Raw genomic sequence first — 16305 nt, 5'->3', positions numbered from 1 at the left:
TTCCCACTCATTTTAACACAATTTTAAGCATACGTTTAGCGGCTGATTGAAAAATGAGATAAATAAATGTGCCGGAAACATTGAGATTTCCGGCTTTTTACAAGTAAAGGGAGGATTACGCTCCCCCCTTTGGTTCGTTTACACGCACTAAGATGACATCTTCCCCAATTTTAACTATATTTCGCCAAGGAATGATCATTTCCTCTTCTTTTCCGAAAAAACCGAGAACTTTTCCGCTGCCACCTAAAATAATCGCCTGAATTTTTCCCGTTGTCACGTTAATATCAATATCACCGATGCTTCCGAGTTTTTTTCCGTTCGACACGTTTACCACATCTTTTATTTGAAATTCAGATATGCTGATCATCCGTATCACGCCCTTTGCCCGTTCTTTTTCCTATTATATGAACGGCCGGGCTGAACCTTGTCACATCGGGCAATCTTTTTTGCGGCTGCACCAGCCGAGGATAAATCTCAGCATAATTTTCGTATAGTCCATAAGCTCATCAACGGACACTTCCTCGTTTACGGAGTGGGCGTTTTTTAAATCGCCGGGACCGTATATGACGCTCGGAATCCCGGCATGATAAAGCCACCCTCCGTCAGTTACGGTTTGGGAAACATCAATGACGGGCTCCTGTTTTCTGACGGCTGAGTGTGATGCAGCCAAGACAGAAACTGCCGGATGATCCGGGTCGATTTCCAGCGCCGGGAACACCTCTCCTCTGTCTTCAATCATCGAAGATCCGCCCCATTTGAACACCGGCCTGTTTTCTTTGAGCCACAGATCACTGTCAGCGACACGATTAATATAGTCTTCGATTTCTGCGGCTGCTTGTTCGTGCGTTTCGTTCGGATAAAAGTGGACGGTGATCCATAACCGGCATTCATCGGCAACAAACGCTGCGTGTCTTCCGCCTTCAATGACGGCAGGGTTGATCGTATTGGTGCCGGGCGCAAAACCGGGATAGCTTTTCGTTACCGCCCAGTGGCGCTCCAGCTCTCCCAAGGCAGTGATGATTTTCGCCATTTTTTCGATGGCGCTCGCTCCGAATGTGCCTCCGCCCGCATGAATCATATTGCGCCTCATGCCGTCATGAAATGTTTGTTTGCTTTTCAATTCTATCCAGCCGGTGATGACTCCGCCCTGCCCTTGAATATGCAGGCTGCTCGTATCCGCGACAACGGCAAAATCCGCGTGATAGCCGCGTTTACAGCATTCCAGCGTCCCCGCCTCACCGACTTCTTCTCCGATTACAGACTGTACAATGAGGTCGCCCGGAAGCTTAATGCCGGCATCATGGATCAGCTTCAGAGAGAAAAGAACACACGCCAAACCCCCTTTCATATCAGCGGCGCCCCTTCCGATCAGCATGCCATCTTTTACGTGCGGCTGAAACGGGTCAGAGTGCCAGTCTTCGCCCCCGGCTTCTGCCACATCAATGTGTCCGTTTAAAATCAGGCTTTGATGCCTGCTTGAATCTGTCCCTTTTAAAACACCGACTACATTCGGATCTTCCGGATACACATCCCACATATCGACCGAGCAGCCCGTTTCTTTTAAAAATCCGGCCACCCACTTTTGGGCTTCTGCCGTATTTCTTGCTGGCGGGGCCGGAGTCGGAAAGGCTATCAGTCTTTCAGCAATATGTATGAAGTCGTGCCGCCGTTTCTCCGCCTGGTGTAACAGCATATCAATCTGATGCATTGGAAATCTCCCCTTTGGCTGTATCAAAAAACCCGTTTCATTCATGAAATGAAACGGGTAAAAAACGGATCTTCCTCCGCTTTTTTCACCGCTTCCCTCCGCCGGCATGATCCGGATCAGGTCCTTTAAGGGTTGAGACAACGTCTCTCTCAGCCGCATGGCAGCACCCCCAGGGTGAATTTATGTTATTTTACGGATGATGCCTCTTTTGCACGGGTTAAAAACGGGCGGCCATTGTTCCATAAGACATTAACAGGCATATCGAAAAACGCTGTAAGCCGCTCGTCAGAAAGCATGTCCCTGATTTTCCCGGAGGCGAACACCTCGCCCTGTTTTAAAAGCAGCGCCTGATCAAATACCGGCAGAATTTCTTCAGCGTGATGGGTGACATAAAGGATGGACGGCGCATTTTCTTTTTCGGCGATCGACGTAATCGTGTCCAGCAGCTGCTCCCTTGCCATAAAATCAAGACCCGTCACGGGTTCGTCCAGAATCAGCAGTTCCGGATCAGCCATAAGCGCCCGCGCAATCAGCGCTCTTTGTCTTTCCCCTTGTGATAATGTTTCATACCGTCTGTCGGCGTAACCGATGGCGCCCAAATCCTTCAGAAGACCGATCGCTTTTTCCCTTACCTGCTCACTCGGAGTTTCGTACAGCCCGATTGAGGCGTACGCGCCGCTGAGGGCGATTTCAAAAGCGGAGTCCGCGGCATATAATTTGTGCTGAAGACCTGCCGAAACAAGGCCGATTTTCCTTCTGAGCCTGTCACCGAGCTCTGTTTTGCCGAATTGATGGCCGAGCACCTGCATCTCTCCTGAAGTGGGGAAGTAATAAGAGCATAACATATTCAGCAAAGCCGTTTTTCCGGCTCCGTTTAATCCGTACAGCACCCAATTTTCGTTTTTCTCGACGCGCCAGTTAATATCTTTCAAAATCCATTTCCCGTTTCTATTTAATGACACACTGTCCAGCTGTAAAATCATTGAAGTTTCCTCCGTTTGCTTTGTTTAAATTTTCTAAAAACTTTTACACATTAGAATACATCACTTTTTTGCAAACGTAAACCATCGCATGAAAAAAGCCTTTAAACAAGGTTTAAAGGCTTTTTCCGTTATTGATGGATATTCTTATTCATTTGTTTAATGGCTGCTTTTTCAAGCCTTGAGACCTGAGCTTGGGATATGCCGATTTCTTCAGCGACTTCCATTTGGGTTTTCCCTTGGAAAAAGCGCTTTCGCAAAATCATTTTTTCCCGTTCGTTCAGTCTTCTCATGCCTTCTTTCAGAGCCAGCTCCTCAATCCATTGTGTATCCTTATTGCGCTCATCGCTGATCTGGTCCATCACGTAAATCGGATCGCCGCCGTCATTATAAATCGGCTCAAACAGTGAAACCGGATCCTGGATGGCGTCAAGGGCAAACACAATTTCTTCATGGGGCACTTCAAGAACTTTGGCGATTTCCTCTGCTGTCGGCTCCCTGCTTGTCTCACTGATTAACCGCTCTCTTACTTGAAGCGCTTTATATGCGATATCGCGAAGCGACCTCGAGACGCGGATCGGATTATTATCCCGCAAATATCTGCGGATTTCTCCGATGATCATCGGTACAGCGTATGTTGAAAACTTAACATTATGGCTTAGGTCAAAATTATCAATGGATTTCATTAGTCCGATGCAGCCGACCTGAAATAAGTCATCAACATACTCTCCTCTGTTGTTAAACCTCTGAATGACGCTTAAGACAAGGCGCAGATTGCCGTTTACAAGCTTTTCCCTCGCTGAATCATCGCCCTCATCCTGTAATTGCCTAAACAGCTTTCTCATCTCTTCATTCTTGAGCACCGGTAATTTGGAGGTATCCACCCCGCAAATTTCGACTTTATTTCTTGACACGTTTTTCCCTCCCACTAGGAGCTGCTGTACAACGTTAAGTATCTCCTCGGGTGGGAAAAATATGCACCGCCATTTTACAGAAATAAACATCCGGCTGCGGCAATCCTTGCAGCAGTAAGGGCTGTCAGTTGGAAAAAATTTTACACCATTTTGTTAAACTCTTTTCTCAGTCTTTTGATAATCCGCTTTTCGAGCCGGGAGATATAAGATTGTGAAATCCCCATCATGTCGGCTACATCTTTTTGAGTTTTTTCTTCTTCTCCGACAAGCCCGAAACGCAGTTCCATAATCTGCTTTTCTCTTTCGTTTAATTGCTCAAGCGCTTTTTTCAAAAGTTTTTTATCCACATTGGCTTCAATGTCTTTTGTAATAATATCATCATCTGTGCCGAGCACATCCGAAAGCAGCAGCTCGTTTCCGTCCCAATCAATATTCAGCGGTTCATCAAAGGACACCTCTGAACGGATTTTGTTGTTTCGGCGCAAGTACATTAAAATTTCGTTTTCGATACATCGCGACGCGTAGGTGGCGAGTTTGATTTTCTTTTCCGGATTAAAAGTGTTTACCGCTTTGATCAAACCGATGGTGCCGATGCTGATTAAGTCCTCGATATTGATGCCGGTATTTTCGAATTTGCGGGCAATGTAAACGACAAGACGTAAGTTTCTCTCAATCAGAATGGCCCGCGCCGCCTGATCCCCGCTCGGCAGCTTTAATAAGAGCACCTGCTCCTCTTCTTTAGACAAAGGCGGCGGCAGCGCCTCGCTTCCTCCTATGTAATACACTTCATCGCTTTTCAGTCCGAGTTTCATCAGCCATTTATACCACAAATATGTCAGACGCAGCTTAAGTTTTTTCATCTTCCTCCCCCTTCTAAATACAACGCGTTTTGAGTATGATGAATAACAGACTTTTCGTCAGGAAACATGTTTTACAGCCTTCCCTGTCAGCATCTTCGGATGAACGATTCCGTCAAATTCACCGTCTGCGGATAATGGTTTCGTGCTGATGCCGATCAGGCATTTTTCACAAGCGATCATTTCGTCTTTTGTTAAAATCGTGACGTAATCCGGCTTTAAACAGAGTAAAAATTGATTGTCCTGGCCGACTCCCCTGTACGGAATCAGCCTCAGCTTATCCGCATGGCGGAACGAATCATCAAGCTGCTCTATCACTTCAAGCGGACTGGCGGATTTGATGAGGGCCGTTTCCTTTTCGCTGAGAATCGGAGCGAATTTGTCAATGCAAAGGATCATGACCGGCGTTTTCGTCAGCGGATCATACAGCTGATTCCCGGAATCCACCAATCCATTCGCGCGGATTGTCTGTCCGCTGAATTCCGCCTGCACCATGACAAGTTCATCGTACTGAATGGACTTCGTCTCGATGTCTTCAATTCTCTTTTTCGAAAAAAACCATATGGCCGGAAATCCGATAACTACAAACATCCAGCTGATCGGGTCGCCGAATCCGGTCTGGCTTGTGACCATTACGCCTTGCTGCACAATTGATTCTGTCTGCAGCAGGGAATGTACGCCGATCATTCCCCCGCCGACGAGAAAAGTCGCGAAATAAAAGGCGAACAAATTTTGAAAAAAGTATCGGAACCGTTTAAAGCCAAAAGCCGCAAGCACGATGACTACTGAAAACGCCATTTTTCCCGCCGGATGCTCCACAAAGGGAGAAACAGGCGTAAACATCAGAAGCACAATGGCTGACCCGATGAAACCGCCGGCGGCCACTCTTCTTTTTTTTACCTGGCGTTTTAAAATAAAGGCGGTCAATAAAAGCAAAAGAGAATCAAAACAAAAGTTCAACAGCCAAATGACATCCAGATAGATTTTCACATCTGACCCCTTTCCTCTTTTGTCTTACTTATCTGTTTCTCTCTCTTGTTTCATAAGTATAAAGCAAGCTCTGTGGGAAAGTCTGTCAATTAATGTTGAGGGTAAAGTACAATTTTTAAGGGATAACCGTTTTATTTGTCGAGGACCGAAAGGGTTGCTTTCCTATTGTCCGCTTCAACTAAAAAAGCGCTGCCGTGATCTGGCAGCGCTCTGTTTTACTCATTGATATAAAGTTTTCCTTTAGCCGTCTGTCTCGTTTCATTTCCGTAGTCATCTCTAGCGATAACGTCAATTTTTGCTCCGCTTGCTTTGATGGAAGAAGTCGCCGTCCAGTAACCCTCATATCGTCCCGGAGAAATTTCTCTCAGCGGAAGCTCTGTTGCGTTTTGGCTCCCTGCCCGGGCGTTTGTCAGAGGCAGACGGATAACGAAGGAAGCGTCTAATTTCTTTCCGCTTGAAAAAGCGATTTTCACTGATTCTCCGGCTTTTAATTCCTTATCCGCTCCGGGAACCAATCCGGAAATGACGGGAGCATTGTAATTGACATCGATTACCGTCTTTTTCGTTGTTTTGTTACCCGCTTCATCTGAGGCCGTGACCTTGATCTCATTGCTGCCGTTTTCCAGAAGAGTTCTCGCTTGATAAGAACCGTTATTTACTTCAGCTTTTTTTCCGTTCACCTTTACCCATTTTAAATGGGTGTCGTGCACTTTTCCTTTTACGGTCACTGCTTCTTTATTTGTTTTATCACCGTTTGCCGGACTGTCAATCGTCACATCCGGCTTATCCTCATCCAGTATGACCGTGACAGGGCGTGACTCATCGGTTGACCCGCTGTCTGTCACAGATGCCGCCGTCAGCCGATTGGCATCTTCAGTGAGTGTGACGCCGGCCTGGAAATTGCCGTCTGCATCTGCTTTCGTTTCTGCGGCGGTTTTACCGTTATTGGTAAGACGGACAGCGGTTTTTGGTGAAGCTGTTCCTTTCACCGTGATTGACTTCTTGTTTGTAAATGACCGGTCTTCAGGCGACGTTATTTCTGGCACAGAAGCTTCGTAGTCGACCAAAGCCCTGATCATAAAGTTTCCGTCTGATTTATCGGCTTTTGACCAGCGGCCGTCAAGGTATTGCCAGTTTCTGTTCGAGTACGGACTGCCGTCATCAGATGACAGGGCAGGTGTATAAGGATCGGGTTTCGTCTGGCGGAACACAAGATAAAAATCCTTTCCGACCGCGATTCCTTTTGAGCTGAGATCCACTTTGGTCCATTCGCCGTTTCGAAGCGCTTCAGCTTGGAACGGGCCGGCAATTTTGCTGCCCGGAGCTCCATCAGGGCCGGATGCATCATATACTTCTGCTTGAAATTCGGTACCGCCCGGATCAGGCCAGTCGGCGCCCCAAAATTTAAAAAGGCCTCCCGTCAGCATACCGTGTTCTTTTCCGTCTTTGAGCGTCATCTTAACGGCAGATTTGCTGCCGGCTTTAAAATATGACAGCGCGGCTTCTTCCGTTCCGTTATCATATGCAATTTCCCCTTCATAACCGATATACGGCTTAAGCTTGACGTTTTTTTCAGCATCTCCTTTGATGTCAACGGAAAATTCGCTATTGTAAAAGCCTTTTGCCGCTACTTTGATTGTGTAGGAGCCTTCGTACGCCTTAAGCGAATATTCCCCTTTATCGTTTGTCACCGCCGGTTCAATTGCGGCATCCTCAGCCACATAAAGCGCAGCCCCTTTTACCGGTTCGCCTGTTGACTGATTGGTGATGGTTCCTTTTAGCGTGCCGGACGGCATTTGCTCCAGTGTAAAGTCTGCCTGTGCGGTTTTGTCTGATTGAATAGAAACTTGTTTCGAAGCGGACTTAAATCCGTAAGCCTCGGCTTTCAGCGTATAGCTTCCCGCCTTATGCGACAGGCTGTAGCTTCCGCTTGCAGGGTCGGAATATACGGATTTCCCCGTCTCGGCGACACTGATTTGCGCTCTGAGAGGCAGGAGGTTTGTTTCACGTTTTACTCTTTTTCCGGGTGATTTCACTGCCGGTTTGGCCTGTTTCGGACTGACTGCTTTTTTCTTCAGGTGGCCGGGAGGTGTTTGTCTATTGTGTTTACTTTTTTTAGCCGCCTTGCCGAGAGGGCTGCTTGAAAGCCGGACATCATCGATATACCATCCGTCTTCATTGAGTACTTCGTCTGACTGCATATTAAACATGAGCTTTATGTTTTGGCCTTTATACGCAGATAAATCTGCCTCTTCATCGTTCCATCCTGCGGAGTCACCATTGTAAACGGCCGCCTGCTCCCAATGTGATTTTCCTTCCGGAAGAACGAACACATACCCGTAATCAAAAAATTCTTCGAGCTTGTGCCAGCTTTTAAATTGCAAAAACAGCCGTCCTGTTTCCGGAACTTGAATCGGAGGCATCACCAAATTCATGTTGGCTGAATCGGCATAAGGGCCGGACAGATTCGTCGCATACACTTTATCTCCGGAAAATGCGGTGCCGGGCCCTGAACCCGGGATACCCCATTCCCATTGGTCATGTGTCCCGTAACTGGACCAGCCCGCCGGCTGTGATTCAAAATCCTCTTTGTATCCCGCCGTAATGCTCGGTTTCACGTCAGCCCGGTACGTATCAGATTCTACAGAATGACCTCCGAAATCTTTTATGGTCCATTTATAACTTACCTTGCTTCCCGTTACATCCGGAATCTCCGCCTGGTATGTTCCCTTTTTTTCATCACCGCTTTTTTGAACGGCAGCTGTCGTTTTCCACTTTCCTTCATCAAACTGATAGGAAAGGATGACTTCAGTTACGCTTACATCGTCTTCTGCTGTAACCGTTAACGGAAGGTTTGCCCCTTTGTAAGCCGCTGAGACCGGTTCATGGTGAAAGCTGGGCGGATTGTGATCTTCGCCCGCAGAAGAGACCTTGCCTTCTACGCCTCCGATTCCGTCCGTTACGGCAGAAACGGCATCAAAAGCGTTAACGAGACCGTGGCCGTAACCGTTATTCGGTGATTCCGGAAAAACGGAATCTGTCAGCTTTTCCGCGGTGCGCGTCAAAACGTCTTCCATTTCATCGACCGTAATAGAGGCGTTCGCCTGCCTTAACAAAGCCGCCGTCGCCGCCACATGCGGCCCGGCCATTGAAGTTCCGTCCCAGCCGCCTTCGTATGTTCCTCCAGGAATCGAAGAACGGATATTCACTCCCGGAGCCGAAATGTCCGGTTTTGTTTCATGATACGGTGAGGGGCCTTGAAGTGAGAAATCAGCGAGTTTCTTGTCGATGTCAGTCGCACCTGTCGCAAATGCTTCAGGATAATTGGCCGGGTTTGCGATTGAACCCGGTCCTCCCGGTGTAAATAAGTCTTCATTTCCCGCAGAGAATTCCGGAAAAATCCCTGCCGCTCTCCACGCATTCACCATATCGCGGTACCACTCGTCCATTCCCGAACCGCCTGCCCAGGAATTATTGACAACATCCGGCGCCATCTCGGGATGGGGCGTGCCGTTTTTATCTTTAGGCGCGAGCACCCATTCACCGGCATCCAAAATATCGGCATCAGTTCCTCCGTCATCTGAAAATGCTTTTACTGCGATCCATTTCGCCCCCGGAGCCACACCGATTTGATTTGAGCCGTCAGGTTCTGAACCCGTCATGGTCCCTGTTACATGAGTGCCGTGTTCAAGGTCATCGTAGGGAGCGTCTTTATGGGACACGGCATCATACCAGTTCATTTCATGATTCGGCGCTGCGGGATTTTCAGGATCGTAACCCCGGTATTTTTCTTTAAGCGCCGGATGATCCCACTGAACTCCCGTATCAATGGAGGCGACAACCGTGCCGGTTCCGTCGTATCCTGAGGCCCAGGCCTGCGGCGCATCAATTTGGCTGATATTCCATTCGATGCCTTCCTTTGCTTTGATCTCTTTTTGTTTTTTCTTCATTTGAAAAGGAGCTTTTGATTGTCGTTGAGTAAGCTGACGTTTTTCATTCGGAAGAACTTTTTCTACTTCAGGAAATGAGGCGGCCTTTTCCATTACCTCTTTCGAAGCAGTGACTGCCATTCCGTTGACAATATAATAGGAATGGATGTGATCAGCCTTGCCTTTCTTTTTTTGTTTTTCCAAATATGTTTTCAGATTCTGCTGCGCATCATGAGCCGCCAGTTTTAAAGAAGAAACGACGGCTGACCGCTTTTGATATTCGGTTTTTGCTGCGGAAAGCGATTGAGACTTGGCATTTTTTTCTGCTTCTTTGACCGCTTTTTTCGTATTGGCTTTCTCTTTAAATTTGATAAGAAACGTGACTTTATCATTTTTTTCAAAACGCTTCTTGACTGAATCGGAAATCTTATGCTGAATGCTCTTAGAGGAAGAAAGATCTTTGGTGAAAGAAACTGCCCCCGGTGTGCTGTTCGCTCCGGCTGCACCCGGAAACAACAGGGAACTGACGACAATCGCGCTTAAAACGGAGCCTTTCCATCTGTTTCTTGTTTTTTTCTTCAATCGTATCCCCCCTTATTTGGTAACGCCCTATAAAATGTGTATCCCTCCTTCATAATTGGAATCGTTTGTCATTTCGATGCTGTACGTTAAATGTAGACAATCTTCCATCCAGATATTGTCGCATTCTGTAGAAAGCCGTATGAAACTAAAAAACAATCAATTCGTCATAGGTATAAAGTTTCTTTTTTCACTGTATAGATCATGGGGATAGGAAGGAAGACTGTGCACAAAAGAAAAAGGACAAAACCATGTGGTCTTGTCCTTTTTTACATCAGCCGCGTTTGTTGCGGTTTCTTAAAAATGTAGGAATGTCGAGGGCATCATCCGCCGGTTGTGATGTATGGCGGTTCACCGTGTTTTGATGCTGTGTTTCTTCTCGTTTCGGCTCACGTTTCGCAGCGTTTTGGCTTTGAGACTTCAATCCTTGGTTTAAAGTCGGACGCTGCGGTTTTGAGTCATCTTTTTCCTGTTCGATAAAACCGGTCGCAATAACGGTGACGACGATTTCATCTTTCAGATTTTCATTGATAACTGAACCGAAAATCATGTTGACATCAGGGTCAGATGCAGAAGCGACGATGTCGGCTGCTTCCTGCACTTCGTAGAGGCTCAGGTTTGTACCTCCCGTAATGTTCATCAAAACACCTTGCGCTCCGTCGATTGCCGCTTCCAGTAACGGACTGGAGATCGCCTTTTTGGCGGCTTCAGCAGCACGGCTTTCGCCCGTAGCGATCCCGATACCCATCAATGCTGAACCTTTGTTGGACATGATGGTTTTGACATCGGCAAAGTCCAAGTTGATTAAACCAGGCGTCGCGATGAGGTCAGAGATACCTTGCACCCCTTGGCGAAGCACGTTATCAGCTTCACGGAATGCTTCAAGCATCGGTGTGTTTTTATCGACAATTTCAAGAATGCGGTCATTCGGAATAACGATCAGTGTGTCAACGGCTTCTTTCATTGCCGTGATACCGCCTGCAGCCTGCAGCTGACGTTTTCTTCCTTCAAATGTAAACGGTCTTGTTACGACACCGACAGTCAAAGCGCCTAAGTCCTTTGCGATTTGCGCGATAACCGGTGCGGCTCCCGTTCCGGTACCGCCTCCCATTCCGGCTGTAACGAACACCATGTCAGCGCCTTTTAGCGCTTCTTCGATTTGTTCCTTACTTTCTTCAGCGGCTTTTTTGCCGACTTCCGGATTCGCTCCCGCTCCGAGACCGCGGGTCAGCTTTTCCCCGATCTGCATTTTCACTTCCGCTTTTGACAGGTTAAGAGCTTGCGCGTCCGTGTTTACCGCAATGTACTCTACACCCTGCACTTCATTTTCAATCATTCGGTTGACCGCGTTATTACCGCCGCCTCCTACTCCGATTACTTTAATTGATGCTAAGCCGTCTATGTTTGTTTCGAAATCCAACATGCTAAATCCTCCTAATCTGCCGAATGACTATCAATCTATTCCCAAAACATGCTTAATAGTTTTTTCATTTTGCTCGGTTTGTTGTGTTCGGCTTGTGTTTTTTGTTTTGCTTTTGGACGCTGCTGCGCCTCTGGCCGCTGATGATGTTCTTCTTCGTGAGAGACCGCGATTTCCTGCACGGCTTCTTCCGGCATATGAAAGCCTATTTTTCTTCCCTGAATTCTGGCATTTCGGCAGGCAAATTGTATCAAGCCGACACCCGTCATATACTGAGGGTCTCTTACACCGATATAATTCGGGCTTGCGACCCTTACATTGTGCCTCAGCACTTCCTGTGCCAATGAAAGCACTCCGGGCATTGCGGCCTGTCCGCCGGTCAGCACAAAGCCGCCGGGCAGATCTGTAATTCCCATATGCTCAATTTCGGCTGCGGCAATCTCAAGAATCTCTTCCACTCTTGCTTCAATAATATTGGCAATTTCCTGCTGTGTAAAAGATTGCTTTTGATTCGTTCCTATGACGGTGACTTCAAATACTTCATCTTCTGAAGCCTCATCGTAGAATGCATGTCCGAATTGTTTTTTTACTCTTTCAGCCTCTTCGGTGGAAGTGCGCAATCCGATCGATACATCTTTCGTGATGTTTTCGCCTCCGAGCGGAATGACGGCTGTCTCCTTCAGGTGCCCCTGTTCAAATACCGCCACCGTCGTCGAGCCGCCGCCGATATCAATCATGGCGACTCCGAGGTTTTTTTCGTCTTTTGACAAAGCCGCCGAACCGGCCGCAAGCGGCTGCAGGCAAATATCAGTAATTTCAACGCCCGCTCTCTCCACACAGCGAAGTAAGTTATGTAAGATCGTTTTGGAGCCGGTAATCAGCGTGCCTTCTACTTCCAGGCGCACGCCGAGCATTTTTTTCGGATCGGTAATTTCGTCTCTTCCGTCAACGATAAACTGTTTCGGAACGACGTCTACGATCAGCTGCTCATGCGGAACTGACACGACCTGTGCCGCTTCCATTACCCTGCGGACGTCTTCAACGTGAATTTCTTTGTTTTCACTGGAAACAGCGACAACGCCGTTCGTATCTTGAATATGAATATAATTTCCATTAACGCCGACAATGGCTTTTTTCAGCGGAAAACCTACCATTCTTTCAGCTTGGTCAAACGCTTTTCTTATAGAATGAACGGTTTCATCTATATCAACGATTGAGCCTTTTTTCAACCCTTCAGACGGTACATTTCCCACTCCGATAATGTTAAGGGAATCATCTGTCATTTCTCCGACGATCACTTTTGTATTGGACGTACCGATGTCAAGACTGACGTAAAGTTCATTGTTGTTCATTCTATGGCACCTCCTCACATTTCGATCAAATTCTATTCTATTATTTGCGGAACAACAATACAATGAATGTGGCTTTACAAGTGTGTAACAAAAACAACAGCATCAACAAATTCTTATCTGATTTCTCACAATTTATGTTTAATGAAACTATTCGTTATATTCTATGTATATCCTCTTTTATATCGCATTTTTTTTATTTTTTTTAGAGACGGCCCACCTTACCGTAAGATTTCCTGTCACGGTGTCATACTGTGCAATCTAGATGCAAATATATCCGCTTTCCCTTAGTCTACACTAAGATGAACCTCCAGAAAAGCTATAGATATTGCCAGAAACATCCGGAAAAAGAAGAAACAGGAGGAAAATTCCAAATGCAATGCTCATTGCAGAAGACACGCCCATTACATTGAGAATTTTCCGCTTGTCCGGCAGCCATATCCCGGGCAAAAACAAACATAGTCACAATGATTCCGCTATCGGTTATATCGGCTGCCCCGCTGATTGTAATAGATTCTTTTGAATCACCTTTAAATTAGTTCTTTAGAACTATTAATCATTTTCTTTTTTCTTGCCGGATTTACCTTTGTTAAATTCTTCAAAATACGTAGCGACTTCTAAGTGGATAATCCCCTTTTTCCCGCCGTCCAGCTGGGAAACGATAGAAGGATAGGTCTTCATCCGGCCGGCAAACGTTTTAATAGAAGCGGTAACTACATACCCGTCGTTCATATACAGCTTGATCCGGTCCTGATCCATTTTTACCGGTGTATAATAGATTTCAGAAATCGACTGCTTAAGCGAACCGGAAAGCTTATCAAGCTGCTCCGCCATTTTGACCCGCTTTTTCGCGTTTGTCCAGTCAACCAAAATCGGGCCCGCGTCATCCGGCGTGACTTCGTTCGGCAGCACAGTGCCGTTTTCGAGCACTTCATAATACACATCATGTCGCTGCAGATACGCGATCGTCTTGTATTCTTCAATGTGAATGCTGACTTTGTTAGGAAATACTTTTGAAAGTTCCGCCTTTTTCACCAGCTTATTCTGCTCAATCTTTTCTTCTGTTTGTTTCTTGTTCAGACTCCAGAACTCGGTTTGTCCGTTATGTATATCAGAAAGCGCGTTGATCTCTTTTACAGACACGTTTTCGTTTCCGGAAACGGTGACAGAAGACACTTTGCTGATCGGCATCTGCAAGTACACGATGATCAGCACCATCATAAAAAAGAGCACAATGAATGAAATCAGCCGGCGGTTTGCTTTTTGTTTCCGCTGCTCTTTGATTTTCGGAATCCGCTCTTCAATATTTACGATTTTTTCTCTTTCATGATTTGGGTTCACTGCCTGTCCACCTCACTAAGAATGAAACAGCTTGACATTCGTCTGATTGAAAAACAAACGGCATGCTGTGATGCCGTTTGACATTTGTTAAAAGTATATCACATGAGCTCATGTAATCAGAGAACCTTTTAACGATTCCCTCCGATGATTTCAACTTCTGTATGCATGTCAACATCATACTGCTCACGGATTGTCTTTTTCACATATTCAATCAGGTCAAGAACGTCCTTGGCAGTCGCTCCGCCGGCATTGACGATAAAATTCCCGTGCATTTCGGACACTTTTGCTCCGCCGATCTGATGTCCTTTTAATCCCGCTTTTTCAACGAGGTTTCCGGCATGATCCGGCAGCGGATTTCTGAATATGCTTCCGGCGCATGGGCTTGAATACGGCTGCGTATTTTTTCTGTAATCTTTGTTCTGCTGCATTTGCGCCGTAATGGCTTCCCGTTCCTTTTGCTCAAGCTGAAGAACTGCCTCGAGACAGACGCCGGGACGTTTTTTCTGCAAAACAGACGTTCTGTAGCTGAAATCCATCTCTTCGTTCGTCAGCCATTCGATTGTGCCGTCTTCAAATAAGATACGGGCTTTCACAAGAATCTCACTCATATCAGATCCGTGCGCCCCGGCATTCATATAGACGGCTCCGCCGATTGATCCGGGAATGCCCGCTGCAAATTCGAGACCGGACATTCCTTTTTTACTCATGGAAGTCGCAAGCCGGACGACCGAATAGCCGCCTCCGACCGTCACCTGATCACCGTCAATCTCCAAATGATCCAGACCCGCGCCCAGTTTGATGACAACTCCTCTTATGCCTTCATCAAGCACGAGCAGATTTGAACCGCGGCCGATAACCGTCCATGGCAGATCATGTTTTTTCACAATATCCATAATATCTTTGACCGCTTCCACACGGTTGGGGATGATCAAAATGTCCGCCGGACCGCCGATTTTCATCGTTGTATGGTTCGCGAGCGGTTCTTGTTCCAGCACTTTGCCGACTTCGCGGTCTCTTAATTCCTGAATTACGTTCTCCATCATAAACCTCCGCATTCCATTTGCTCTATTTTTTTATGTCTTCCATGATACTGTACAGTCTGGCTGCCGCATCCGGAACACCGAGTGATTTTGTCCGCTCACTCATGTCTTTTAAGGTTTCTTCATTCATGACGATTTTGTCCAGCGCAGCGATCAGTTTTTCTCCGCTGAGCTCGGTTTCCTTCAGTACGATTGCAGCGTCATGCTGGCTGAGCGCCTTCGCATTGACTTCCTGGTGATTGGCTGTCACATACGGGCTCGGAATAAGCACGCTCGGAATGCCGAGAGCGGTGATTTCCGCAATCGTCGTCGCTCCGGCTCTGGCCACAATGACATCAATTGATTGTAAGTACTCCGGCATTTGGTGCAAAAACGGTTTTGTCACCATATTATCAGCGGCTTTTCCGCCTTTCAGCTCAGCCGTTACCTTCTCGTAATGTACTTCCCCGGTAATATAAAGCACTTGGTAAGGTCTCGTTTTCAATTCTTCCTGCATATCTATAACGGCACGGTTAATGGGAGCCGCGCCTCTGCTTCCGCCGAAAATGAGCACCGTTTTTTGATTGTCTTTCAGCCCGAACTCAGTTAATGAGCGGCCTGTCTTAATTGAGACGACTTCAGAGGCTCTCGGGTTTCCCGTAAACACAACTTTTTCAGCAGGAAAATGCGATTTTGCCTCTTCAAAGCAAATTGCTACCTTATTAACATATTTCGAGAGAAACTTATTTGTGATGCCGGGCAGGCTGTTTTGCTCATGAATGATCGTCGGAATTCCCATTTTTGCCGCCGCGTATACGACCGGACCGCATACATAGCCGCCTGTACCGATAACGGCATCTGGTTTAAACTCTTTTAAATATGATTTGCTTTTCTTCACGCCTTTTAAGAAGCGCATGACGGTTTTTACATTTTCAAAAGAAAGTTTTCGTTTGAAACCTGTAATTTCAATGGCGCGGAACGGAATATTTTCCCGTTCAACAATTTTTTTCTCAAGACCGTTCTCTGTTCCGATATACAAAAATTCCACATCCGGATGCCGGCGCTGAACTTCTTTAATAAAGGCCAGGGCCGGATAAATATGTCCTCCGGTTCCGCCTCCGCTTACTGCAATACGCATTCGTATGTCCCCCTTAATCACATAGCGATAACCCTGTTTTTTAGGACAGGGTTATTGATGTTGTCTGTTTTTTTATAGATA

12 protein-coding genes and 1 riboswitch are annotated in these 16305 nt (G+C 46.6%); all 12 genes read right to left on the bottom strand.

Annotated features, from left to right (window positions below):
* Positions 1 to 115: 115 nt before the first annotated feature.
* On the bottom strand, positions 116 to 367 hold the full coding sequence (locus BR62_RS0115455; RefSeq protein ID WP_003154415.1) for a YlmC/YmxH family sporulation protein: 252 nt from the start codon (positions 365 to 367) through the stop codon (positions 116 to 118).
* 60 nt (positions 368 to 427) lie between these two features.
* Positions 428 to 1708 (bottom strand): acetylornithine deacetylase, encoded by a 1281-nt coding sequence (locus tag BR62_RS0115450; protein ID WP_025284699.1) that lies wholly within the window; start codon positions 1706 to 1708, stop codon positions 428 to 430.
* A gap of 76 nt (positions 1709 to 1784) precedes the next feature.
* Positions 1785 to 1889: riboswitch (TPP riboswitch) on the bottom strand.
* Positions 1890 to 1893: 4 nt separating this feature from the next.
* Positions 1894 to 2691 (bottom strand): ABC transporter ATP-binding protein, encoded by a 798-nt coding sequence (locus tag BR62_RS0115445; protein ID WP_032871420.1) that lies wholly within the window; start codon positions 2689 to 2691, stop codon positions 1894 to 1896.
* A 128-nt stretch (positions 2692 to 2819) separates the two neighbouring features.
* Positions 2820 to 3602, bottom strand: coding sequence for an RNA polymerase sporulation sigma factor SigG (gene sigG / locus BR62_RS0115440; RefSeq protein WP_003154420.1), 783 nt, complete (start codon positions 3600 to 3602; stop codon positions 2820 to 2822).
* 140 nt (positions 3603 to 3742) lie between these two features.
* Complete coding sequence (gene sigE, locus BR62_RS0115435) at positions 3743 to 4462, bottom strand: RNA polymerase sporulation sigma factor SigE (protein WP_007409714.1); 720 nt, start codon at positions 4460 to 4462, stop codon at positions 3743 to 3745.
* A 57-nt stretch (positions 4463 to 4519) separates the two neighbouring features.
* A complete protein-coding gene (gene spoIIGA / locus BR62_RS0115430; RefSeq protein ID WP_032871417.1) occupies positions 4520 to 5449 on the bottom strand; it encodes a sigma-E processing peptidase SpoIIGA in 930 nt (309 codons plus the stop codon).
* 215 nt (positions 5450 to 5664) lie between these two features.
* Entirely contained in the window at positions 5665 to 9960 is a 4296-nt protein-coding gene (locus tag BR62_RS0115425) for a S8 family peptidase (RefSeq protein ID WP_032871415.1), read from the bottom strand.
* 271 nt (positions 9961 to 10231) lie between these two features.
* Positions 10232 to 11380: a cell division protein FtsZ gene (gene ftsZ / locus BR62_RS0115420; RefSeq protein ID WP_003154424.1), complete on the bottom strand. Its 1149-nt coding sequence runs from the start codon at positions 11378 to 11380 to the stop codon at positions 10232 to 10234.
* Between the two features lie 35 nt (positions 11381 to 11415).
* Positions 11416 to 12729, bottom strand: a complete 1314-nt coding sequence (gene ftsA / locus BR62_RS0115415) for a cell division protein FtsA (protein WP_003154425.1) — start codon at positions 12727 to 12729, stop codon at positions 11416 to 11418.
* Between the two features lie 549 nt (positions 12730 to 13278).
* Entirely contained in the window at positions 13279 to 14067 is a 789-nt protein-coding gene (locus tag BR62_RS0115410; RefSeq protein WP_007409710.1) for a cell division protein FtsQ/DivIB, read from the bottom strand.
* Positions 14068 to 14195: 128 nt separating this feature from the next.
* Complete coding sequence (murB, locus tag BR62_RS0115405; RefSeq protein WP_007409709.1) at positions 14196 to 15107, bottom strand: UDP-N-acetylmuramate dehydrogenase; 912 nt, start codon at positions 15105 to 15107, stop codon at positions 14196 to 14198.
* Between the two features lie 25 nt (positions 15108 to 15132).
* Positions 15133 to 16224, bottom strand: coding sequence for an undecaprenyldiphospho-muramoylpentapeptide beta-N-acetylglucosaminyltransferase (murG, locus tag BR62_RS0115400; protein WP_003154428.1), 1092 nt, complete (start codon positions 16222 to 16224; stop codon positions 15133 to 15135).
* Positions 16225 to 16305 lie beyond the last annotated feature (81 nt).

It is taken from the genome of Bacillus sp. UNC69MF, from assembly GCF_000746035.1.
Classification (GTDB): Bacteria; Bacillota; Bacilli; order Bacillales; family Bacillaceae; genus Bacillus; species Bacillus velezensis.
Note: the sequence above shows the minus strand (reverse complement) of the source record. Positions and strands in the feature narration are given on the sequence as shown.

What these genes read in the sequence shown, in the direction of transcription:
- ftsZ (WP_003154424.1), bottom strand. Translation starts at nt 11,380, where the DNA reads ATGTTGGATTTCGAAACAAACATAGACGGCTTAGCATCAATTAAAGTA.
- ftsA (WP_003154425.1), bottom strand. Translation starts at nt 12,729, where the DNA reads ATGAACAACAATGAACTTTACGTCAGTCTTGACATCGGTACGTCCAAT.
- BR62_RS0115450 (WP_025284699.1), bottom strand. Translation starts at nt 1,708, where the DNA reads ATGCATCAGATTGATATGCTGTTACACCAGGCGGAGAAACGGCGGCAC.
- BR62_RS0115445 (WP_032871420.1), bottom strand. Translation starts at nt 2,691, where the DNA reads ATGATTTTACAGCTGGACAGTGTGTCATTAAATAGAAACGGGAAATGG.
- sigE (WP_007409714.1), bottom strand. Translation starts at nt 4,462, where the DNA reads ATGAAAAAACTTAAGCTGCGTCTGACATATTTGTGGTATAAATGGCTG.
- murG (WP_003154428.1), bottom strand. Translation starts at nt 16,224, where the DNA reads ATGCGTATTGCAGTAAGCGGAGGCGGAACCGGAGGACATATTTATCCG.
- murB (WP_007409709.1), bottom strand. Translation starts at nt 15,107, where the DNA reads ATGGAGAACGTAATTCAGGAATTAAGAGACCGCGAAGTCGGCAAAGTG.
- BR62_RS0115455 (WP_003154415.1), bottom strand. Translation starts at nt 367, where the DNA reads ATGATCAGCATATCTGAATTTCAAATAAAAGATGTGGTAAACGTGTCG.